A 20987-nucleotide genomic window follows, 5' to 3' on the forward strand; every position below is an offset into this window, starting at 1 on the left:
ACTAATGAGACTTCCGTACTCGTCTGACCAAGCTTTTATCATTCGGAACGATATAAGGTGTCATATGACACACACTGATGACTGCATATTCTGCAAGATTGTGAAACGACAGATTCCTGCATCAGTAGTCTTTGAAGACGAGCACTGCATGGCGTTCATGGATATCTATCCGGTCAGCAGAGGCCACTGTCTGCTGATACCGAAGAAGCACTTTGTGAACCTGCTGGATGTAGACCTCGATGTTGTTGCGCACATGGCAAGGAGGCTCTGCGAACTGACTCGGAGAGTGAAAGCCGTTCTGTCCCCCGATGGTGTGCTCAGTGCAGTGGCAAATGGAGAAGGGGCTGGTCAGGAGGTCCCCCATCTTCACTTCCACGTGATACCCCGAAGTAAGGGTGACCCATTTGGGTTCCGTTTTCCTCCCAACTACCGTGAGAAGATGGCTGACAGGAGCGAGCTTGACAAGCTGGCCAAGGCTATCCGCGGCGTGTGACTCTTCCTAGCGCCGCTTCAGGTCAAGGAGATTCAGTCCCGTGACTTCATCTCTGGTGCGTACCAGCGGGTCCTGAAGTTCTGTCATGAAGAGCTCGGCAGTGACTGACACCTCGCAGCCTTGTAGTACATGTCCGCCCGTGCATGACCCCAGCCCATCTGCCACCACTGCGTGAGCATGGACTATGACCTCCCCGTCTTCAAGCCGCGCTATGTTGCCAGTACATGAGGCCACCTCCAAGTCGCGTTCAATGTGAATCTCCGTGTACTGCTTGCCGTGCACATCGAAGTAGCCCAGTCTGGCCTTTCGAATCGCTCCTATGAGCATGAAGTACGCGGCCTTGACATCGTGTCTGCGTGCCACTTCCGCAATCGAGTTGAGAATGTCCTCCCCCGCCGAGAGCCTGCATACAAGTACTCTTGCGGGCTTGGATGCGGTTGCTTCTACCATATGCCACCTTGACGCGAGTCTTCTAATGAATCTCACGCTCACCACTCGCTTTGGAAGGGCTTATCAGCCAGCCTTTGCCCACGATAGCTCGAGTGCAACTCGTGTACGAAGAGAGAGACGCCTCGGAAGAGAAACAGGGTTGTCTGGATGACTTCATTGACTGTGAGAGCACAGACGAAGGGAGAGAGATGACATCCTCGGGGCACCGGAGTACCCCTGCTAGCAAGGCTACTCGGTCGACGACTGATACGAACACTGACTATGTTCCCGATGATACTGGAGATGCAACTGATGTCGAGGAAGAAGAGGTCAGCACTGCTGAGCCTGAGGAAGTTGCAGCCGAGTTCATCATTGGTCCTCGGGACACTCCCGACAATCTGCCCGCTTCGTTCCTGCTCTCAGTTGACTACGACGGCCCGCGGAACAAGGCCATTGCCCGCCTCTACAGACCTGACACGAAGGAGGTGTTCTTCTGGTTCGACAATACCGGTCATCAACCATACTGCTACACGGACCTCTCAATCCAACAGGTCGAGGCCAAGATCAAGCGCAATCCGGGTTTTGTGAAGGCTGAGTCAGTACAGCTTAAGGACTTGCTTCGCGACAGAGTCATCACAATGACCAAGGTCGTTGGTAACAACCCGCTAGCTATAGGAGGCGGGACCGGTGCCATCAGGGACCTGCTTACCGACCCTGTCAGTGGGGCCAACAAGGCATGGGAAGCGAACATCCGCTATCGGAACTGCTACACCTACGACAGGGGTATCGTCGCAGGGATGATGTACAGCATCAAGGATGGTGTCCTGACCCCAGCACCCCCGGTCATCGACCAGAAAACAATGGATGCACTCATGGAGACCGTCAAGGCTGAGAAGGGACTTGAGAGGATAGTCCAGACATACGCTCCCTTGTTCTTTGCAGAGGTTCCACACATCAAGAGGCTCGCAGTGGACATCGAGGTCTACTCTCCCCAGGTGAATCGTATTCCTGACCCGAACGTCGCTCAGAACGAGGTCACTGCCATCGGGCTCAGCGACAACGAAGGGCTCAACAAATGCCTAGTATTGAAGCGCAAGGGGGTCCCATGGGGCGAGAAGTCTGCAGGATTTCCCGCCGAGCTTGAAGTGGTGGCCTTCGATAGCGAGCGCGAGATGATTCTTGAGGCCTTCAGCATAATTGACAAGTACCCAGTAGTAATCACGTTCGTTGGCGACTCGTTCGACTTCAACTACCTGTATAATCGTGCCAAACGACTGAAGATTGACATAAAGACCCAGTGTCCCATATACCTAGGTAAGGATGTCGCTCTGCTGCGAAGGGGCGTCCACGTCGACCTCTACCGCTTCCTGAAGAACCCATCAATACGCCTCTATGCGCTGTCCGGAGCATATGAACAGACCAACTTGGACTCTATAGCGAAGGGTCTCCTGAAGGTCGGGAAACTGAAGATCAGCTCTGAGATATCACTGATACATCTCTATGAGCTCGCGCACTATTGTTGGCAGGACGCGAGCATCACCCTTCAGATAACGACGTACAAGAATGAACTGCTCTTCAGACTCATTGTTCTTCTGATGCGTATCTCAAGGCTCTCGATGGAAGATGTCACGAGGCAGGGTATCTCCTCTTGGATTCAGTCGCTTTTCAGACAGGAGCACCGTTCGCGTGGCTGTCTGATCCCACGACAGGTCGACATCGAGACCTTCAAGGCGTCTGAGGCCCAGACCGAGGCTACAATCAAGGACAAGCGGTTCAAGGGGGCAATCGTCATCGACCCCATCGCTGGTGTGCACTTCAATGCGACCGTGCTCGACTTTGCGAGTCTGTATCCGACCATAATGAAGCGTCACAACATCAGTTATGAGACCGTTGACTGTCCTCATGAAGAGTGTAAGGCCGCCACTGACAACCGTGTTCCTGAGACCGACCACTGGACCTGCAAGAAGAACAGAGGCATGATCAGCCAGACGATTGGCTTCTTCCGTGACATCCGAGTGGACTGGTTCAAGGCCAAGAGCAAGGACAAGTCACTCGATACCAAGACCCGTGACTGGTATTCCGTGGTGGAGAGGGCTCTGAAGGTGTTTGTCAACGCCTCATATGGCGTCACAGGCGCACAGCACTTTGAGCTCTTCTGTATGCCTGCGGCCGAGAGTGTCACTGCATTTGGTCGCGACGCCATAATGAAGGCGAAGCGAAAGGCAGAGTCAATGGGCATCCGCGTGCTGTATGGGGACACCGACTCTGTGTTCTTGGACAGTCCTACTCCTGAGCAGCAGAGCGAGTTGGTCCGCTGGTCTGCAGAGGAGCTCGGAATTGACTTGGAGGTAGACAAGACCTACAAGTATGTGGCTCTCTCAGAGCGAAAGAAGAACTACATCGGTGTATATGGTTCGGGGCAGGTGGAGGTCAAGGGTCTTAGCGGCAAGAAACGCAACACTCCTGACTTTGTCCAGGCCGCGTTCAAGGAGATGCTTCAGGTCCTCAGCCGAGTGGACAGCATTGAAGGCTTCGAAACGGCCAAAGGCCAGATTCGAGGGATAGTGAATACAGTCCTCGACCGTCTTGAGGGAAAGAGAGAGCCCTACTCGCCAGAGGAGCTTGCCTATCGGGTGCAGATGACAAAAGACCTCAGGTCGTACGGCCAGAGCAAACCACAGCATGTACGTGCCGCGGAGATGCTTGAAGCCAAGGGCTTCGACATTCAGGCAGGCACGCTTATCGAGTACATCAAGACGAAGGGTGATGGTGTGTTACCCGTCCAGCTAGCGCGGGACACGACCTACTGGATTGACAAGGACAAGTATCTCGACACGCTAAGGTCCGTGTTCGAGCAGGTCTTGGACTCGGTAGGTATCGACTTCGATGAGCTGCTTGGTTTTACAACACTGGACCAGTTCTTCTGAGTGTGTCTGCAGAGTCCGGTCAAGAAACTCTTTTATCGGACGTGATAGAGAATCCCCAATACAGCTCTAGTCTGCACGTTCTGCTCCGATGGGGACAAAGACATGAAAGTCAATCTCAGAGAAATCTTCATGAAGAAGGTACTCGTTCTACTCCAGCCTGAGGACGTGGGGATGTCTGCCAAGGACTTCCTCTCCCAGTATGGATCGTACCTCACCGATGTTGGTATGGTGGCCAAGAGAACTAGTGGTCAGACGGTCTATCAGAGCAAGACTGCTCCAGTCGACCCTAAACACACCCAGTTCTTTGAGGACTGGGTCAAGTTGGCGAATGCACTAAGCATCAACTCTGTGGCTGGAATGGACTTCTACACAGATGGTTGGTTTGCTCGTGACCCGAAGTATCAGACGATGACATCGAAGGGGAAGGCCATGACCCACCAGATATGCCCGAACCGAGAGGAGTTCTGGCAGTATGGTGCAGAGATAGTACGAGAGCTGGGCTGCTACCCGATCAATGAGATATTCCTCTTTGGCATTGGCTTCATTGGCGACCACTTCTGTTTCTGTGAGCGGTGCAAGAAGGAGTTTGCCCCGAAGGTGAACCAAGAGCCCAAGAGGCTCACGTATGAGTACGTCTCCGAGAACCCCGAGTACCACACCATGTGGCACAGATGGCGTGCAGAAAAAGTGGCCCAAGGCCTTGCGTATCTGCGAGACGCCGCTCGGGACGCAGATGCAAAGGTTGGAAGAGCTGATCCGCTACGGCTCAGTGTGGAGGTTCTGATTGACCCCATAACAGGTCTCTCTGAGGGCGCGAAGGACCAGTACGGATATGACTATACCAAGTTCGGAGAAGTCACAGGCAACATTCTAATCAACCTGTTTCCGTGGTCCCCGCTTCTTCCACGGAAGGGATCCAAGGAATACAACGACCTCGTCGAGTCGCTCTACTTCACTGGTGAGTTCAAGCGCCGTGGGGGCCGTGTGTCACTGTTCCGATGGGGCGTCACAAGCACCGAGCAGATTGATGAGCTCCGAGCCCTTGCAAAGGACTGCAATATCGACCGAATCGTGACCACTCTTCAATACCCGGGTGACTACTCCACAAGGCGCGAGAGTGCCATTGGAAGCTATTAGACCAATGACCCACTACTGAGGAGTACCGCAGTACGGGCATTTTGAAACGCCCGCTTCAATGGTCTTTCCGCATGAGAAGCAGAACACGGTGCTCCTCTTGTCTTGTCGCGTATCGTCAACAAAGGGGCTCAGCTCACCCTGCATGAACAAGGCGCCGAGTCCTTCATGAGGCTCTCTTGATGACAACTGACATGTGGTCTTACTCACATCTGAGTCTAGGCCACGTCGCGAGCCGTGTGCAGTTCCGTCAGGACCGCTCTCAGGGACGGGTCTCTCATACGCGCCCACCCCCCGACGGAAACCATCTCTGTTCCTTGTGACGTCCCTGCTGCCAGCGTTGTCGCAGTCTCGTGTAGTGGACCGTGCCCTCACGGCATAGTCAAGGCTATCGAAGTCGCGACGATAGTCCTCAGTGCCGAAACCTGGGTCTGTGGCCGAACCACTGGCTATCCGTCCTCGTCCTCTGCCGTACGTCCACTGATCTGGCGCCTCCTCTATGCCCCTGGAGTGGCCCAAGAATCGGTGATGCGAGTCACTCTTCATTCGTTCATAGTCGGTGGGCGTCAGGCCAAGCATCTCCAGTGCGCGGTCTCTCTCCACGCATCTCTTACCCAATGGACAGCAGTATGCCAGACTGCCATGGCATAGAGCAGCCATTGCTCGTTCCTGCACGGACTTGTAGACCGGAGTGATCCTTCTCCTGCCGAGAACAAGAGTGTCCCCCTCAGCTCTCAACTCGGCATAGCCACTCTGAGCCAGAGCCTCGACCAACTCTCTTGCAGGATATGCGCGGCCTTCGATGACCACAAAGCCCTCTGTCCTATCAAGCTTCACTGGACGCTCGCCTGCCCTGTCGTCATAGTCATCGTTGTATCTCGTGATGGCCACCTCTAGGCTGTTGGCATACTGCCATTATGTCTTCTCAATACAATCCCGTGTATTACGCAGGTAATCCGCCATGCCAGAAACTATTTGTGGTGGGTATGAAGTGCACAATTCGAAACGGGGCCTCGAGTCCCGAGAAGGTGTGACTCATGGGTACAAAGGCTGAAGGCGCCGCTCAGGGCTACACAGTCCTCGGTGCAATCGTGCTAATCATACTGGGCCTTAACATGACGATTCAGGGCCTAAATGCTGCAGCTGGTAGCGACTTTAATGGCGTAGTGACAGCTGTACTGGGAATTGTGCTGATTGTTATGGCTGTCTTATCATTGGATGCCTGTGGATTCATCTACTGGAAGATAAGACGCAACGGTCTTCTCCTTGCCATCTTCGGCTTCATATCAATCGTCATAGTCATACGTGGGCTTAGCTTTGACATCATCGGCTGGTTGATGAATGTGGGCACGCTCGCGGGACTGATGATAATGATTGCAGGCATTCTCATTATGACGAAGGGCTGAACTGCGCTTCTGTCATGTCTTGCTAGTGCTGATTCGTCAAGTCTCTATGAGTGTGTGGGACGCCTGGAGCGGAGTCCTCCCTCCAGCGTCCTGCAGGCTGCTTTGCCAACTGCTCCTCGTTCCTTTGAGATTTGGTTCCATCGCAGATTATATAATGTGCATTCAGTTCAGGGCGGCTCGCCGAGTATGGGATGGTGCGTCTTATGGAACAGAAACACATCGACATTCTCCGGGAACTTGGTTTTAGCATCACTCCTGAGATGCTGAAGAACGAGTATTGGCAGAAGCGTGGAGCAGAGGCTCTGGCCATAACCACGCAAGAGCGTGAGATATACGGCTGTTTGGATCACACACGAGGTCAAGGACTGCAGCTGTTCGACATCGAGGGCACAGAGTATCTTGACATGACAGGGGGGGTGGCTGTGCGTGCCTTCGGTCTGAGGTATCCCCCATTACTTGACTTTGAGATACGAATCAACGATCTTGAACGAGAGATGCCCGGGATGGACTTCGATGCCATTCCTCAGACTCTGCTTGCTGAGAAGCTGGCCAAGATGACTCCTGGCGACCACAAGAAGCGTGTCACCTTCACCACATCGGGTGGTCGTGCAGTTGAGGGATGCATGAAGTCTGCCATGGACTTGAGCGGCAAACAGAGATTCGTGGCCTTTCTGCCTGCCTTTCATGGGCGGACCGGATATGCTCTGTCGCTCACGGCATCGAACAGTCGTCACAAGAACGGCTATCCACAGGGTGTTGATGTGACTCGGATATACTACCCGTACTGCTACAGGTGCCCCTATGGACAGGATGTTGAGGACTGCAACCTCCAGTGTGTTGAGGCCCTCAGATATGCTCTTCAGGTCGAGGGTAATGACATAGCGGCCACGGTCATGGAACCACTATGCGGCGAGGGAGGTCTCATTGTGCCTCCTGCAAAGGCCGTGAAGGGCATGTATGAGGTGACCAAGGAGGCAGGTGCGTATTTCATGTCCGACGAGGTGCAGGCCGGCATGGGCAGGACCGGCAAGTTCTGTGCAATCGAACACCACGGTGTTGTACCGGACTTCATCTCTATGGCAAAGGCACTTGGTGGCGGTTATCCGATGGGCGCATCCATCGGGCCCGCTCCAATGTACACTGCTGCAAGCCGACACTCGGAGACATTCTCCGCAGAGCCCAAGATGGCAACTCTCTCTCTCTGGGTCCTGAAACATCTCGAGGACATGCAGTTCATGAAGAAGAATGCAGAGAATGGAGCATATCTGCTGAAGCGGCTTGGCGAACTCAAGGACAAGTACGAGGTCGTCGGGGACGTTCGTGGACTTGGCTTGATGGTGGGTGTCGAGTTCGTCAAGGACAAGAAGACCAAGACAAAGGCTGTGCAGTTCAGGAACCAGCTCGTCCACACGCTTGTGAAAAAGCAAAAGCTGTGGATTCTGGGCGCAGGTCAGAATTGCATCAGATTCACTCCAAGCTACGTCATAACCCGTGAGCAGATTGATGACGCGGTGAGTCGACTGGAAGAAGGCATTCAACAGACTCCGAAGTAGGCTCACCTGCCGGTGGTGACAAAGAACAGGTCGTGCATCTTCTGATGCACGGCCCATCTCGTCTATTTGAGCGCCATCAGTATGGCGCCGATGATGACAATGATCCCTGCGAGCCCCGCTGGGAAGTAGAGGATAATGCCCAGTATGAGAAGGATGAGCCAGTTCTTCTGGAGCTTGAGGGACTTGATGTCAATCACTCCACTGGTGGCCAGTATGATGAGCGATATCACGATGGCTACTATGCCCCATATGATGTTGCTCAGGAAACCCATGTTGAATGGGACCCAGAGCAAGAAGGGCGCGCCCACAATCCACAGTATTCCCAATAGGAGACCGATTATGCCGCCCAGTGTAACGAGCAGCTGACCGGCCTTCTGAAAGTCGTTTGCCATTCTGTTTTCTTCTCCGGTTAACTTGTTCTTGCTTGCCTCGAGGCTCCGGACTCCACTGATAGACTCCTGACGACCGCGTCCTGGCCGCCGCGAGGTTGGTACGAATGGGGTGTGGTTCTATTTAAGAGTGCGTGCAGTTCTCTCCGGCTTTCATTTCTGCCTCCTCCTCGACGCCGAGAGCTGATGTTCGTCACAGCACGAGTGAATGACAGACTACGAGGTGATATACCTCATCTGGAACCTCTCATCCAGCTGACCGGCACAAGCGCGCTGAAGCCAGTACTCGGTGACAGACTGTGTTGCTATCACGGGCTAGCGTCTCCTAGATTGCCCGGGGCAACACGACCCGTGCTGAAGCCGAAGGGCGGATATGTGGGCTGAGCCCATGGATGCAGGGAGTACGCACAGCCTCTCTGGTCGTACATGGAGAGCCCTGAGGTGTGGATGAGGCAGAACGACCACGGCATGAAGAGCATGGTCGAGTCGGGCCACTCGGCATTGAAGAGGCGATACGGTGGTACACTCAGGTCGAGAGTCGATTGATGACCCACGGTCTGCAGAGGTGCTCCTGAAGGTCATCGCCTACAACGCACAGCGACTACTGCATCTCTTCTGGGAATACAGCTGAATTATGCAACAGGCTCCTGAAGGGCAGTATGCTTATGAATAACTTGAGCATAGACACTGATAGCCCACAGGAGGTGAGTCGTATGGAAAGGGATACAAGACTAGCACTGCTAGCAGTGCTGCCACTGACTGTGGTAGTATCAATGAGTGTGGTTCCGCTGACACTGGTTCCGGTGGTCCACACTGTGATTGCACCTCTGAGTCACGACGCTGCGACCGACGCGGGTGTTTCTCAACTCGCCGAGTTCCTACCGGGTGCCATAGTCGTGAACCCGTTCAGCCTGCTTGGACGCCTTGTACTACTGAGAGCCATTGTCGATGTTGTGTGGGTATGCCACGGAAACCCTGACGGACTCCATACGCAGTCCGGACTTGTCACTTGGGACTATTTCCGTGAGTTCATGGGTCTAACGCCGGCAACAAGGCAATACGTCATGTCCTGCCACTCTGCAGGACTCCTTGATCGTTTTCCAAGCCTTGAGCGCACAGTCCCAAGGAGCTCGGTCGTCGGCGGAGTGATTGATGCTGGACTCCTAGCTGGCTTGACTGCTATGCACATCCACCTCTTCCATGGTGATGTCGATGCTGCTCGAATCGTTCTGATGGCATCGCTTGAGTCGACACTGGAGAGGGTGTGCAACAATCAGGTATTGCCGCTTGGTCTTGGGCCCAACGAGATCTTCTGGGCGGCTGTCGGAGTCGCTTTCCTCGTCATCTCACTCCTTGCAGGCGCTGGAATGGGGTGGGCGCTGGAAGAGGAAACGATTCGAGCTGTCGGACTGATGCTGGCGGTAGGATATCTGGAGAACCTCACCAATATAGTTCTGCTATGCATTGGCTGGCTTTCCGGAGCGGTTTCATTTCTGGCGTTTCTCGCATCCGTACTTCCAATATTCCCGGCACTATTATACTACGTCATCATCTCGGTGGCGTGGTATAATGCATGGAAGGCAGGTGTGTTGGTGACCAGTGCAAGCACACCTTGGCTGACATGGCTAGCGAACATCGCGACAGCTCTTACAGTACTGGCACTGCTTCTAGGCATCCTGAGCGACCTGCAGGACAACGACGACCAAGCGACAACACTGTTCGGATGAGTGGGTGGATTCCATGAGCTTCGGGTACTCTCTATATCATTATCGAAAGGAACGCAATCCGGTCATACAGCATCTCCATGTTGTTGGCGCCACTAGCCCCGGCTCTGCGGTTGAGCTAGCAAGCATAGTCGAACGTGTGCATGTGCGCGAGTCATCGATAAGGCGTCTTGTACGCGGAGGCTGGTGGGTTTCCTCGACCGAAGACGGGCGTCTTTATCTGGACGTGGCCCTCGTCAAGCGGAGAGCCATACGGTCAGGAATAGGTCAGTTGGTCCTGATGGAATCCGTCATCGTGGTTGTAGTTCTTCTTACAGCGATTCAACCGGAAACCTACCTTCCGCCAGAAATCCTTCTTCTCATTCTGGGACTCCTCTCCGTGATGGTTGTTGGCTTCGCGTATCTAGAAGCCTGGCCCTACTTCTATCTGAGGCGAAAGAGAGTCTGATGCCGATGTGTCAAGCAGCCGGAGGTGTTGCAGCTGACTTGGGATTGGTTCAAGAGGCGATACATGGTGTCCCGAGGCCAAGGGGCGATGGCCGAAGGTAGGCGGAGATGCCCGTGAAAGTGGTGACCAAAACAATCAGCGACTCCTGCAGCTCATCTGGGTGAACAGATGAATTATGCAACAGACTCTCCCGGACACAAACACTTATCAGTTCACGCGAGTGCCCCGTCCTATTACTAAAAGGAGGTAATATGCACAGATGGTGATGACCCAATGGGGGAATCATGTTTGTCAGACGCTCTTTCTTAGCATTGCCTCCTTCCGCGAAACTCGTGTACGTTCTTCTTAAGTTCCATCGCCGGATGTCCCGGCAGGACTTGATTGAGCAGACCTTCTTACCACCTAGGACCGTGAACTATGGTCTCAGTAGACTGAAGGGACTAGGTCTAATAAGAGAAGAGCCGCACCGAGAGGACAGAAGGATGACGATGTACGTCTTGACGGGCACACCCGCGTGATTCCCTTTCATCGGACCAAGGCACTCAGCATGAGCCGCCTTGGTCCTCCTATCTATCCGCACACGGGTCCGGGAGGTCCTCCATCCAAAAGCCTCTTATCGCTGGCGAAGTGGGACTGCCCTCAAGACAAGAGGCGCGACGCATGGACTTCTACACCAGAGCAGGAGTTGAACCGTTAGGTAGTGAGACAAGGACGCACTTCACGAACGAAGTACGGCCTGAGCTTGCAGGAAAGAAGGTCGTCCTTGTAGGCTGGGTACACATACTCCGCGACAAGGGCAGGATCAAGTTCGTGATTCTGCGCGACGAGCATGGGACAATACAGGTCACAGTTCCCGAGAAGAAAGTGCGGCCGGAGGTCTTTGAGACCATAGGGCGTCTTCGAAGTGAGTTTGTGATTGTGGTGCGTGGCACAGTGGTCGCCACTTCTCAGGTCGAGTCAGGTGTTGAGGTCATCCCCGATTCCGTTAGGATCATCAATAATGCTGACAGACTGCCAATAGACATTGTGGAGGGCAAGGTCGATGTTGACCTTGATACGCGTCTGAATCATCGAATCATAGATCTACGCAAGCCCAAGGTCAATGCGATTTTTCGCGTACAGCACTCACTCGTGAGGTTTGCTCGCGAGTTTCTGGAGAACAATGATTTCGTTGAGATTCATACGCCGAAGCTGGTAGCAGAGGCCACAGAAGGTGGTGCCAATCTCTTCGAGGTCAAGTACTTCGAGCGACGTGCCTACCTTGCCCAGAGTCCTCAGTTCTACAAGCAGCTGATGTTGCTCGCTGGTTTCGGAAGGGTGTTTGAGATTGCTCCGGTCTTCAGGGCGGAGAAACACAACACACGTCGCCACGTCAATGAGTACACCTCCTTCGACCTCGAGATGGCATGGATATCTGGAGTGGAGGATGTGATGAAGATGGAGGAACAGATGCTCCATCACGCATTCAAAAAGACCGCTAAGCATGCAGCCTCGGACCTAGAGCTACTGGGAGTGGACTTCCATGTCCCGAAGATTCCATTCAAGAGAATCAAGTACGCGGATGCGATACAGATGCTAAGAGATGAGGGTAAGGAGGTCAAGATAGGAGATGACTTGGACCCCGAGTGCGAGCGCATACTTGGTGAGCTGTTCCCTCAGCGTTTCGGTACAGACATGGTCTTCATCACTCACTACCCTTTGGAGTTGAGACCTGCATACACCATGCCAAGCCTCACTGACGAGGGCATGACGGAGAGCTTTGACCTCACCTACAAGGGAATGGAGATAACCACCGGCAGTCAACGTATTCATCTCCACGACCTGCTTGTCGAGCGGTTCAAGGCCAAGGGCTACAACCCTGAGAACTTCAGCTTCTACATAGACCCATTCAGATACGGCGCACCTCCCCACGGAGGACTGGGTCTGGGTGTAGAGAGACTGACCATGCAGGTGTTGGGGATTGACAACATCCGTGAGGCAGTGTTGCTCCCACGCGACCGCGAGCGTCTGACACCATAGTTGTACGAACTCCTTGGACCAAGGCATGTAATACTACCCCTTAAAGGACGCCTGACGCCTTCCCATACATCCTGTGAGAGGAAGGTACTGCTCCAGATGAGTGACCGACTCCGTTCCAATCTCTACGCATCGATTGCCACACTTGACCAGCTCAAGAAGATGTACGAGATGGGCGTTGTGGATGTGTCCTCCTTCCGGCGGGAGTCGGAGGCACTCCTCCAAGACATTGCGGAGAGTATTGATGCCCTTCGCCGGGATGGTCTTGACGTCTCCTCCTTCTTTTGGGGTGAACGGATTCCCGAGTGCTTTCCCGAGGCCACAAGGCTGATCGAGGTCAGTTCGGGTCGGTCAGACACGGCCTCCCAGTCAGTTGACATGGAACGCTACTACGACCAGATAGGCCTTGCAGCACTTGATGTTGCGACCGCCAACTCCTCAAAGGGGATTATGGGGCTTGCTGAGCTGATAGTCGAAGTGGTGAAGCGCCTCCCTCAGTACAAGAACGTCCGTTATGCCGACGTGATTGAGGCTGTCAATCGCGTGGCTGAACACGGGCTCATCCCAGGGATACGGACTCTCAGGGGTGGAGTGAAGGTGGTCCAACTGCGTCCCCTTGAACTGGGGCCGGACCAAGCTGAAGTCATCAACCTCGCTGCAACAAGAGGCTCTGTGACCATCGAAGAGGTCATGATGCAGCTCAAGTGGTCAGAGGACCATGCTCGACAGGTTCTCACGAGCCTTGTAGATGCGGGGATGGCAGTCGCCAACGTGCGTCTCAGCACTGGGGGCCGATACCACTTCCCCGGACTCAAGGCGCGTGATGACACGACAACATGACTCAGCACACGCTGTTGACTGCCACTTGGTTGCAGAGTTGAGCATTAGGCGTCACTTTGTCGTGGCTCTCCAGACGCGGGTCAGTACCCGGCTCTTAATCTGACCGCGCCTCTCTTCTGGTCCACCCATTCAGCGCGCTTCGTGGACACAAGGATGTCCATCACGCGGTGCAGGTCTCTCTCAGGCAGCGTCCCGAACTCCTCATCGTACTCCTGTACTATCAGGGTCCCAACATCAATCAGGACTGAGCCGGTCCTGAGCGACCACGAATAGACCATGTCCGCCCAGTCCTCCAGAGGTCGCCAGTACACCCTGAGCTGTCTGTGTTTGTTGTCCCACCACTCCGCCATATCTTGGTCCACAAGCCTGTCACCCAGAATCCTGAATGCATCTGACTTCCCTACGATGTCTTTGAACGGCATCTCTGCAAGAAAGACTGCGACTGACACTACGTGGAGCCTCCTGCTCTGGCTCCACTTCAGCAAGAAGTCCGCCCACTCCTCAGCCCACAGCTCGAGATCTTCTCTTCTAGAAGGAATTGTGTACATCCATTCGGAGTCCTTTGATGTCCCCCATGATGGCAACAGCAGAGGTGGTTCAGGTTCAACCCGCGTCTGCACGGTGCGTGGTCTGACCTTCTGGCCGGTTGTTTCTGAGGTTGACGCCTCCTGTGTCTCAGAGGTCACTTCGGCGGTTCTAGTCCTTCTGACGACCACTTCTGGAGTGTGCTCGGTCTCTTCAAGAGTGACCTCGACCTCAGGCTCGAGTTCTGCCACGTCCTTCGACTCCGCCTTGACATCCTTCTTCGCTCGCGGTCTCTCTTTGACTGCCAATGGCTATGCCCCCTCTGCCCAGTCCATGTATCTCTTGATGTCCTCGGGTGGCGTAGCAGGCCTGATGCTCTCAATGGCTGTAAGGAAGTCCTCCCTGTCGACAGGCCGGAGGTCAAGTATCTCGCTGTCGTCGTCCATCCGTCCGGACCTCTGCAGCTCTCTTATAGGCTCCATGGCAGCCTCACGACAGACCACGCTGATATCCCTCCCACTGTAGCCCTCTGTGAGGTCTGCCAGTTCCGAGAAAGTGACGCTTGGTGACACTTCGATTTCCTCCATGTGTATCTCGAAGATGGCCTCCCTCGAGGCCTTGTCAGGAAGAGGAATGTAGATGCGCTTCTCGAATCGTGACTTGAGGGCAAAGTCCAGCTCCCACGGCAGGTTTGTAGCGCCTATCACTGTGACTCTGTCCTCTGGCTTGCTCGCCACGCCTTGGAGCTCTGTGAGAAGCTGGGTCTTCATCCTGCGTTCGCCTCCCACATCGTCCCCTGACCTTGAACCACCAACAGAGTCGAGTTCATCTATGAACACGACAGAGGGCTGGTTCTTCCTTGCGAGTTCGAACAGTGTCATGACAAGTCTCTCTGACTCTCCCAACCACTTGCTGACAATGTTGGCAGCTGAGACGTTGAAGAAGGTCGCGTCCACCTCGGATGCCACTGCCTTGGCGATGAGGGTCTTTCCGCATCCCGCAGGGCCATAGAACAGGATGCCTCTCCATGGCTGTCTGGCCTTACCCTTGAACAGCTCCGGATGCCTCATCGGTGTGACTATCGCATCTGCTATTGCCTGCTTGGCATGTTCCAGTCCTGCCACCTCTGACATCTTCACATCTGGTCGCTCGGTGATTATCGTGTCTGCAAGCATGTCTTGAAGCCGCTTGGACTCCTCATCCTCCTCCTCAACGCCCTTCCGTGCCGCCTCACGCCTTGCAGCTGGAGCCGCACTCACAACATCCGGGGGACTGCTAAGCCCGTCCGGTGTAGTGCTGCTCTTCTTCTTGATCCCAGACAGGTACCTTACCCTGTCCACACACTCCTGTGCCCTGTCAAGGTAGTGTTTCTGAACACTTGGCAGTGATGCAGACTTGGACATCTTCGTAAGTATCCTGCTCGCCTTCAGGTAGTATGAGCAGGCCTCCTTCTTCATTCCCCTATTGTCAAGCTCCACTGCCTTCTCCAGCAAGGCCTTGAGACCCAAGTCCAATCTGTCAGACATCAGAGTTCATCTCTAAGACTGAATGCAATCTGTTAAGAACTTCGGTATGCTGTTCGAATCTCCCGTTTCCTCCCCCATCCCTAATCCACGAAGCTTTAAACGTTTATCCGCAGTTGATGGTCTGTACTTGAGCAGCTGGAGATGGCGCAGTATTGAAGTCCGTGAAGAAGGCGTTCACATGGGGAAGGAAACGACCCGATGCAGCAGAAGTCAGCAGCCAGCTCAGAGTCCTCGCAAAACAGCTTGAGCGGGAGAGGAATCGACTGGAGAAAGAGGAACGCGAAAACAAGGCCCGCGCAGTTAAGGCAAGGAAGGAGGGCCATATCGAGGCGTATCGCATGTACGCCGCCGAGATGGTTCGCTTCAGAAGATACGCACTTGGTGTGGACAGATCGCGTCTGCAGATGTTGAAGATCCTGGCGCATCTGACTCGCGCACAGACGACTGCTCGTGCAACGATGGCGCTGGACCAAGTGGCAAGTATCTTGGGCATCATTGGAACCAGCACAGATGCCACCAAAGTGGTGGAGAACCTCGATGAGATCACTCGACGTCTTGAGGAGTTCGAGATAGAGAGCGGTATCACTGACGAAGCATTCGACATGGCCAGCGGGTCGCAGGTGTCTTCGGAAGACCTCTCCGCTGCAATGGCTGAGATAGATGCTGCCGCAGGAATGGGCGAGGCCGCACCGGTCGCGGCACGACCGGTTTCCGAAGCTGAGGAGCTCGAAGAGGCAATAAAGTCGCTCGAGCGAGAACTGGGTGTGTGATTGACACTACGTCCGAGTAAGACGTCCTGAGAGTCATGCGAAGTCCCTGGAACTGCGCGACAGGTACTCAAGCATACGCCTGTTGATGTAGGACTCCCGCATCAAGTCCCTGTATCTCCTGATGAACTCCTCCGTGACTACCCTTCCCCTCTTCAGATCCTCCACCGTGTCTTGGAGGGCCCGACCAATCTCCTCGTGCTCGCGCCGCAGGCGTCTGATCTCCGGAGTGTCACGGCCGTCCCACCGACCCCCTCGGTTGTAGACCCGTCCGGGTTCCATGTCCTCTTCAGAGTCTGTTGCAAATGGTGGGGCTGCTGAAGTCCTCGGGACCTGTCCAGCCGCCGGATATATGTCCGAACTACCTGTCCCGAGAGTATCTCTGTGTACTCCGCCAGTGCTTTTCGTCTGCTGCTGTCTTCTACCGGGCAACAGAAGCGAGTATACCAGCTCCTCAATCTTGAGCCTTGCGTCGCTCACACCCACATCGTTCTTCTCGAGCCTTCTCACCCTCTGCAGGTCGCTCTGAACGTACTTGTCAAACTTCTTGGCAATCTCGATGTAGTCTGTGATAACTCTCTGAGTGTGTTCGTCACAGGCGATTCGTATCTCGCCTTGGCGCAGTTTCAGTACAAGCCGCTTCCTCAGACGGCCATCTTCTCCCATTGATGTGAGGTAGAGAAGGGGAAAGTCGAAGACAATCTCTCTCTTCTTTCGGATGGTCCCAGTCGCGGCAACAAACAGAATCCTCTTGTTCGTCACATAGAGGCAACCGGTCGCCTTGTCTGTCTTCAGAAAGTCGCTACCCACTATCCTGATTTCAGGCAGTGCACACACAGGAAGCTCGTTCACCTGCAATTCCGAATACTCGTAGAAGCTCGCAAACTCCCTTCTATAGTAGTCTAGTCCTTCGAGCTGAGTCGTGAGTTCTGTGAGTTCACGTGAACAGCTCTCAAGTGCTTCGTCCACTGACTGTCTGTACTGATTGCCTATGTCTGCAAGACGGCTCACTATGCCTTCGATGAATGGAAACTGATCCACGCTCCACTCAGACTGGTTCATCAGACCCTTGGTCTCTGCGGCCATGCGCCTTGCGGATGTGTCAGCTTGATTGACTATTCTGCTCTTGATGCCGGGCAGTTCCTGTTGAAGCTTCTCTGTTTTGTCTTCCAGCCAACGAAAAGCGAGGAAGTTCGCCATGCGCAGGGAGACAAGCATTCTCTTCGCCATGGTGAGTCTGTTGCTGAACTCCCTTAGCTTCACATGACCGTATTGGATTGACATGAATCCCCGTTTCATGTCCTGCCCCAGCCTTCTCCGTTTCTCTTCTATCTCCAGCACCCTTGTGGAGTGGCACTGTGGGCAGGTCTCTTCGATGTGCTTTCCAGTACTGATGTTCTCAGAGTCGCACTCGGCACACTTTCGAGGTTTCTCGGCATTCTGAACAGTACCGAGACTGGCGTGGCAGTTTCCGCACACATAGAACTCGTTGGAGCGGGTTGTGAGACAGTCCAGACACAGAAGCTGGCCGCACTCCTCACACATGTGCGTTGCCTTTGTCGCCTTGCAGGACGCGCATACCTGTGAAGAAGGGTCCTGTCTCACCTCATGTCCTCCCGGGCTGTTTCTGTTCAGTGGGTATCATTGTCCAAGAATGACCGTTCAATGCGAGATGGACAAGATTGGACACAGGAATCTTGTCACTCCCAAGAAACGGCATTGGGGTCACTCCTCGAGGCCTTTTGAAGTGTCGAGTTGACCTCAGTTGAGAGGCCTCTGCAAAGAAATATATAAACCCCCATATGACAGGTCCGTGAATCTCTAGGCTCCTGTTGGCGTTGCCAGCTCACTCATAGCGTCAGAGCATCATTAGGTTGACAGAGGGAGATTCGATGCTCTCCCGTCCGTTCCACCCGTCTTCGCTGTCTGCACGCATGTCTGGGACTAATCAGTGTTCCCGGCATGGATGGACATGCGATTGAGTGGTCACTGTCCGCGTGGATGGTGGCTCTTGTCCGGTTCAAAGATGTTATAACTCACTCACGGCGTCCTCGAACTGTGAGGTCTATGGAAGAGCTTGCGCGAGCTGCAGTGGAGTCTGCCCTCAATGCTGGTGCGGAGTTCGCTGACATAAGGATTGAAGACTCCACTTCCACAATGATAGAGATAGTGGATGGAGTCACGAAACGATCTCTTGCATCCCACTTCAAGGGTGCGGGAGTCAGGGCCTTTGTTGAAGGGGCATGGGCCTTTGCTCAGACCACAGAGCTCACACCTAGCGGCATGAGGGAGACCGGTGCTTCTGCGGCAAGACTGGCCTCCGTCACAAAGAAGCGTGCGTCGGAAAAGTTCCGGATTGATGGGCCCTCCTTTAGGGGCCGTGTACACTATCGTGTCATGACCCACTTTGCGGACATCCCCATTGAGGACAGAGTGGCGTTTGCAAAGTTCATTGATGACCAAGCACGTGACTTCGACAGAAGGATAGTGACGACGCGCACAGTGTATAGCGACTTGTGGATGACGGTCTTTGTGGCCAATTCACTGGGCACAGAAGTCTACTTTGAGAATGCGCTGCCTAGGGTCTCGTCCATTCCCACCGCCAAAGATGGCACTAGTCGACAGGGGGGTCACAAGACTCTTGGACTCCGTGGTGGTTTCGAGGTCATGCGTACACCGGAAGCACAGCATGTGGGTGAGGAAGCCGCACAGCTCGCAGTGGAGCTGCTATCCTCCAAAGTTGCAAAGGGTGGGATAAGTGATGTGATTATGGACCCGGTACTGAATGGAGTGATGGTCCATGAGGCATTTGGACATGCGTGTGAGGCGGACAACTGGCCTGCGCATGCCACTGTACTTGAAGACCGGGTGGGTACACAAGTCGGTCCGGAAACCCTGTGTCTGAGTGACGATCCGACTCTGCCGGGTCGCCGTGGTTCTTTCGAGTATGACTGGGAGGGCACGAAGACACGCAAGCGACATCTGGTCATGAATGGTGTGCTGACCGAGCTACTACACAGTCTTGAGACCTCATCTCGCCTTGGGATGGAGCCCAATGGAGCGGCCCGTGCTCAGTCATTCATGTCAGTTCCCATTCCACGGATGAGCAACACTTTCATGGAGCCCGGTGACTGGGATGTTGATGAACTGATTCAGGACACCAAGAGCGGCATGATTCTATGCGACTTCAACTATGGCTACACAGACCCCTCCAAGGGTCAGTTCATGTTTCAAGCCTCGCATGGTTACCTCATAGAGAACGGTGAGAGGGGGCAAATCATTCGGGACGTCTCCCTTGCTGGTCAAATCCTTGAGGTCCTGGCCAAGGTGGATGCGGTGGCGAAGGACTTTCATCTGGACGCGGGCTCCTGTGGAAAGAATGGTCAGACGGTACCAGACATGAGCGGTGGGCCACATGCCAGGATTCGGCAAGTGCCCGTCGGAGGTGTTTGAATTGGCGACGGATCTCTTTGCTGTTGGTGACTTGGCGCTGACTGAGGCCAACCGTCTGGGGGCAAACCAAGCTGAGGTCTATCTTGCGGCCTCTAGATCCTTCACGATTGAGGTCGAGAACAACTCCATAAAGACTGCACTGGAGCGACGCGATGCCGGTGTGGGTGTCAGGACCGTGGCAGGAAAGGGCATCGGATTCGCATACGTCACCACACTTCAGCGAGATGATGTTCTGGAGGCTGTTCGGACTTCCTATGCTCTTGCGCGGGCGTCTGTCGAAGATCCGCAGTTCGTGAGTCTTCCCTCATATGATGGCAAGTATCCCTCGGTCCCCGGTCTCTACGACAAGCGGATTGCTGAGCTCAGTTCCGAGGAGGCTGCAGACATCATCATTCGTATGGTGGATGCCACCAAGTCCGGTCTTGAAGGAAGGAACGTTGCGATAGAAGCACGGTTGAATGCGTCAAGCGGCACGGTAGCCATAGTCAACTCGGTTGGTGTGCGAGTGAGCGGCACAGACACCTCCATTTCGGTATTCAGTTCTCCAGTAATCAAGGAGGGCAATGACCAGACATCATCATTCGAGTTTCAGGTTGGACGGCAGCTGAAGGATGTGAACCCGGAGTGGGTTGGCTCATCAGCGGCTGAGAATGCGCTTCGGAATCTCGGAGCAAAGACGATCGAAGGCGGGGAAATGCCCGTTCTGTTCGACCCCATTGCGGTTGGTGCTGTTCTGGGCGACGGCTTTGGTGTGGCTGTCAATGCCGAGGAGGTGCAGTACGGACGTTCATACATTAGTGATGCATTCGGTCAGGAGATTGCCGCTCCTGAGCTTCATGTCGTTGACAACGGATTCCTTCCGGGCGCGTTGGGGTCCAGAGTATTCGATGCCGAGGGCTATCCGTCTCAGAAGACTGAGCTTCTGTCCTCTGGGGTCCTGAAGAGTCTACTCCACAACTCGTACACCGCTGCAAAGGACTCGGTGGAGAACACCGGAAATGCCAGCCGTGCTTCCTATGCAGGTGTGCCGGGAATCGCCCCCAGCAATCTTGTTGTGATGCAGGGGCGAGGCAGTCAGGAAGACCTCATCTCCGAGATACGTCGTGGTGTCCTCTGCCGCCAGACGGGTGACAGACCAAACATGACGACTGGCGACCTCAGTGCCATGATTATGGAGGGTGCCTACATAGAGGATGGAGAACTGAAGCATGCTCTGAAGGGCACACTGATTGGAATCAACATGAGAGACCTTCTGATGCGTGTCACTCGTGTGGCTGCTGACACGAGATCGACGCCAGACGTAATATCGCCTTCAATAGTCATCGAGTCAGCGAAGGTCACATCGGGCTAGCAGATG

Annotated in this window: 18 protein-coding genes; 12 read left to right on the top strand and 6 right to left on the bottom strand. The window is 54.3% G+C overall.

The genetic code is table 11. The features are described from left to right. Positions 1–64: 64 nt before the first annotated feature. Positions 65–493: an HIT family protein gene (locus HXY34_03095; protein NWF95105.1), complete on the top strand. Its 429-nt coding sequence runs from the start codon at positions 65–67 to the stop codon at positions 491–493. 6 nt (positions 494–499) lie between these two features. On the opposite strand, the gene HXY34_03100 is transcribed toward HXY34_03095, so the two are convergent. Beyond that, entirely contained in the window at positions 500–943 is a 444-nt protein-coding gene (locus tag HXY34_03100; GenBank protein ID NWF95106.1) for a DUF296 domain-containing protein, read from the bottom strand. 101 nt (positions 944–1044) lie between these two features. Here HXY34_03100 and HXY34_03105 point away from each other — a divergent pair, with 101 nt between their 5' ends. Both HXY34_03105 and HXY34_03110 read left to right on the top strand, forming a co-directional pair. Further along, entirely contained in the window at positions 1045–3849 is a 2805-nt protein-coding gene (locus tag HXY34_03105; GenBank protein ID NWF95107.1) for a DNA-directed DNA polymerase I, read from the top strand. A gap of 129 nt (positions 3850–3978) precedes the next feature. Then, a complete protein-coding gene (locus tag HXY34_03110) occupies positions 3979–4986 on the top strand; it encodes a hypothetical protein (protein ID NWF95108.1) in 1008 nt (335 codons plus the stop codon). Between the two features lie 12 nt (positions 4987–4998). Here the strand turns inward: HXY34_03110 and HXY34_03115 are convergent, their stop codons facing one another. Then, on the bottom strand, positions 4999–5874 hold the full coding sequence (locus tag HXY34_03115; protein ID NWF95109.1) for a zinc-ribbon domain-containing protein: 876 nt from the start codon (positions 5872–5874) through the stop codon (positions 4999–5001). A 146-nt stretch (positions 5875–6020) separates the two neighbouring features. On the opposite strand from HXY34_03115, the gene HXY34_03120 reads away from it, so the two are divergent. Both HXY34_03120 and HXY34_03125 read left to right on the top strand, forming a co-directional pair. After that, positions 6021–6389, top strand: coding sequence for a hypothetical protein (locus tag HXY34_03120; GenBank protein ID NWF95110.1), 369 nt, complete (start codon positions 6021–6023; stop codon positions 6387–6389). Positions 6390–6592: 203 nt separating this feature from the next. After that, positions 6593–7942 (top strand): aminotransferase class III-fold pyridoxal phosphate-dependent enzyme, encoded by a 1350-nt coding sequence (locus tag HXY34_03125; GenBank protein NWF95111.1) that lies wholly within the window; start codon positions 6593–6595, stop codon positions 7940–7942. Between the two features lie 62 nt (positions 7943–8004). Here the strand turns inward: HXY34_03125 and HXY34_03130 are convergent, their stop codons facing one another. Continuing rightward, positions 8005–8334 (bottom strand): hypothetical protein, encoded by a 330-nt coding sequence (locus tag HXY34_03130; GenBank protein NWF95112.1) that lies wholly within the window; start codon positions 8332–8334, stop codon positions 8005–8007. Positions 8335–9044: 710 nt separating this feature from the next. Between HXY34_03130 and HXY34_03135 the strand changes: the two genes are divergently transcribed. The 4 genes from HXY34_03135 to HXY34_03150 all read left to right on the top strand — a co-directional run bounded on the left by HXY34_03135 (position 9045) and on the right by HXY34_03150 (position 13359). After that, positions 9045–10058, top strand: coding sequence for a hypothetical protein (locus HXY34_03135; protein NWF95113.1), 1014 nt, complete (start codon positions 9045–9047; stop codon positions 10056–10058). Positions 10059–10071: 13 nt separating this feature from the next. Then, positions 10072–10503: a hypothetical protein gene (locus HXY34_03140; GenBank protein ID NWF95114.1), complete on the top strand. Its 432-nt coding sequence runs from the start codon at positions 10072–10074 to the stop codon at positions 10501–10503. A 660-nt stretch (positions 10504–11163) separates the two neighbouring features. Continuing rightward, on the top strand, positions 11164–12522 hold the full coding sequence (gene aspS / locus HXY34_03145) for an aspartate--tRNA(Asn) ligase (protein NWF95115.1): 1359 nt from the start codon (positions 11164–11166) through the stop codon (positions 12520–12522). 96 nt (positions 12523–12618) lie between these two features. Beyond that, on the top strand, positions 12619–13359 hold the full coding sequence (locus tag HXY34_03150; GenBank protein NWF95116.1) for a hypothetical protein: 741 nt from the start codon (positions 12619–12621) through the stop codon (positions 13357–13359). An 80-nt stretch (positions 13360–13439) separates the two neighbouring features. On the opposite strand, the gene HXY34_03155 is transcribed toward HXY34_03150, so the two are convergent. Together HXY34_03155 and HXY34_03160 are read right to left on the bottom strand one after the other, a co-directional pair. Then, positions 13440–14192: a hypothetical protein gene (locus HXY34_03155; GenBank protein ID NWF95117.1), complete on the bottom strand. Its 753-nt coding sequence runs from the start codon at positions 14190–14192 to the stop codon at positions 13440–13442. 3 nt (positions 14193–14195) lie between these two features. Next, positions 14196–15410 (bottom strand): AAA family ATPase, encoded by a 1215-nt coding sequence (locus HXY34_03160; GenBank protein ID NWF95118.1) that lies wholly within the window; start codon positions 15408–15410, stop codon positions 14196–14198. Positions 15411–15562: 152 nt separating this feature from the next. Here HXY34_03160 and HXY34_03165 point away from each other — a divergent pair, with 152 nt between their 5' ends. Then, entirely contained in the window at positions 15563–16180 is a 618-nt protein-coding gene (locus tag HXY34_03165; protein NWF95119.1) for a Snf7 family protein, read from the top strand. Positions 16181–16213: 33 nt separating this feature from the next. Here the strand turns inward: HXY34_03165 and HXY34_03170 are convergent, their stop codons facing one another. Then, complete coding sequence (locus tag HXY34_03170; protein ID NWF95120.1) at positions 16214–17782, bottom strand: hypothetical protein; 1569 nt, start codon at positions 17780–17782, stop codon at positions 16214–16216. Between the two features lie 462 nt (positions 17783–18244). Here HXY34_03170 and HXY34_03175 point away from each other — a divergent pair, with 462 nt between their 5' ends. Together HXY34_03175 and HXY34_03180 are read left to right on the top strand one after the other, a co-directional pair. After that, positions 18245–19630 carry a TldD/PmbA family protein gene (locus HXY34_03175; GenBank protein NWF95121.1) on the top strand — a complete coding sequence of 462 codons (1386 nt, stop codon included), beginning with the start codon at positions 18245–18247 and terminating at the stop codon, positions 19628–19630. Next, positions 19593–20981, top strand: a complete 1389-nt coding sequence (locus HXY34_03180; protein ID NWF95122.1) for a TldD/PmbA family protein — start codon at positions 19593–19595, stop codon at positions 20979–20981. Before HXY34_03175 ends, HXY34_03180 begins: the two co-directional genes overlap by 38 nt. Positions 20982–20987: the final 6 nt, after the last annotated feature.

Source organism: Candidatus Thorarchaeota archaeon (genome assembly GCA_013388835.1).
Taxonomy (GTDB): domain Archaea; phylum Asgardarchaeota; class Thorarchaeia; order Thorarchaeales; family Thorarchaeaceae; genus JACAEL01.

What these genes read in the sequence shown, in the direction of transcription:
- HXY34_03095 (NWF95105.1), top strand. Translation starts at nt 65, where the DNA reads ATGACACACACTGATGACTGCATATTCTGCAAGATTGTGAAACGACAG.
- HXY34_03100 (NWF95106.1), bottom strand. Translation starts at nt 943, where the DNA reads ATGGTAGAAGCAACCGCATCCAAGCCCGCAAGAGTACTTGTATGCAGG.
- HXY34_03110 (NWF95108.1), top strand. Translation starts at nt 3,979, where the DNA reads ATGAAGAAGGTACTCGTTCTACTCCAGCCTGAGGACGTGGGGATGTCT.
- HXY34_03120 (NWF95110.1), top strand. Translation starts at nt 6,021, where the DNA reads ATGGGTACAAAGGCTGAAGGCGCCGCTCAGGGCTACACAGTCCTCGGT.
- HXY34_03125 (NWF95111.1), top strand. Translation starts at nt 6,593, where the DNA reads ATGGAACAGAAACACATCGACATTCTCCGGGAACTTGGTTTTAGCATC.
- HXY34_03130 (NWF95112.1), bottom strand. Translation starts at nt 8,334, where the DNA reads ATGGCAAACGACTTTCAGAAGGCCGGTCAGCTGCTCGTTACACTGGGC.
- HXY34_03135 (NWF95113.1), top strand. Translation starts at nt 9,045, where the DNA reads ATGGAAAGGGATACAAGACTAGCACTGCTAGCAGTGCTGCCACTGACT.
- HXY34_03140 (NWF95114.1), top strand. Translation starts at nt 10,072, where the DNA reads ATGAGCTTCGGGTACTCTCTATATCATTATCGAAAGGAACGCAATCCG.
- aspS (NWF95115.1), top strand. Translation starts at nt 11,164, where the DNA reads ATGGACTTCTACACCAGAGCAGGAGTTGAACCGTTAGGTAGTGAGACA.
- HXY34_03150 (NWF95116.1), top strand. Translation starts at nt 12,619, where the DNA reads ATGAGTGACCGACTCCGTTCCAATCTCTACGCATCGATTGCCACACTT.
- HXY34_03160 (NWF95118.1), bottom strand. Translation starts at nt 15,410, where the DNA reads ATGTCTGACAGATTGGACTTGGGTCTCAAGGCCTTGCTGGAGAAGGCA.
- HXY34_03175 (NWF95121.1), top strand. Translation starts at nt 18,245, where the DNA reads ATGGAAGAGCTTGCGCGAGCTGCAGTGGAGTCTGCCCTCAATGCTGGT.
- HXY34_03180 (NWF95122.1), top strand. Translation starts at nt 19,593, where the DNA reads ATGCCAGGATTCGGCAAGTGCCCGTCGGAGGTGTTTGAATTGGCGACG.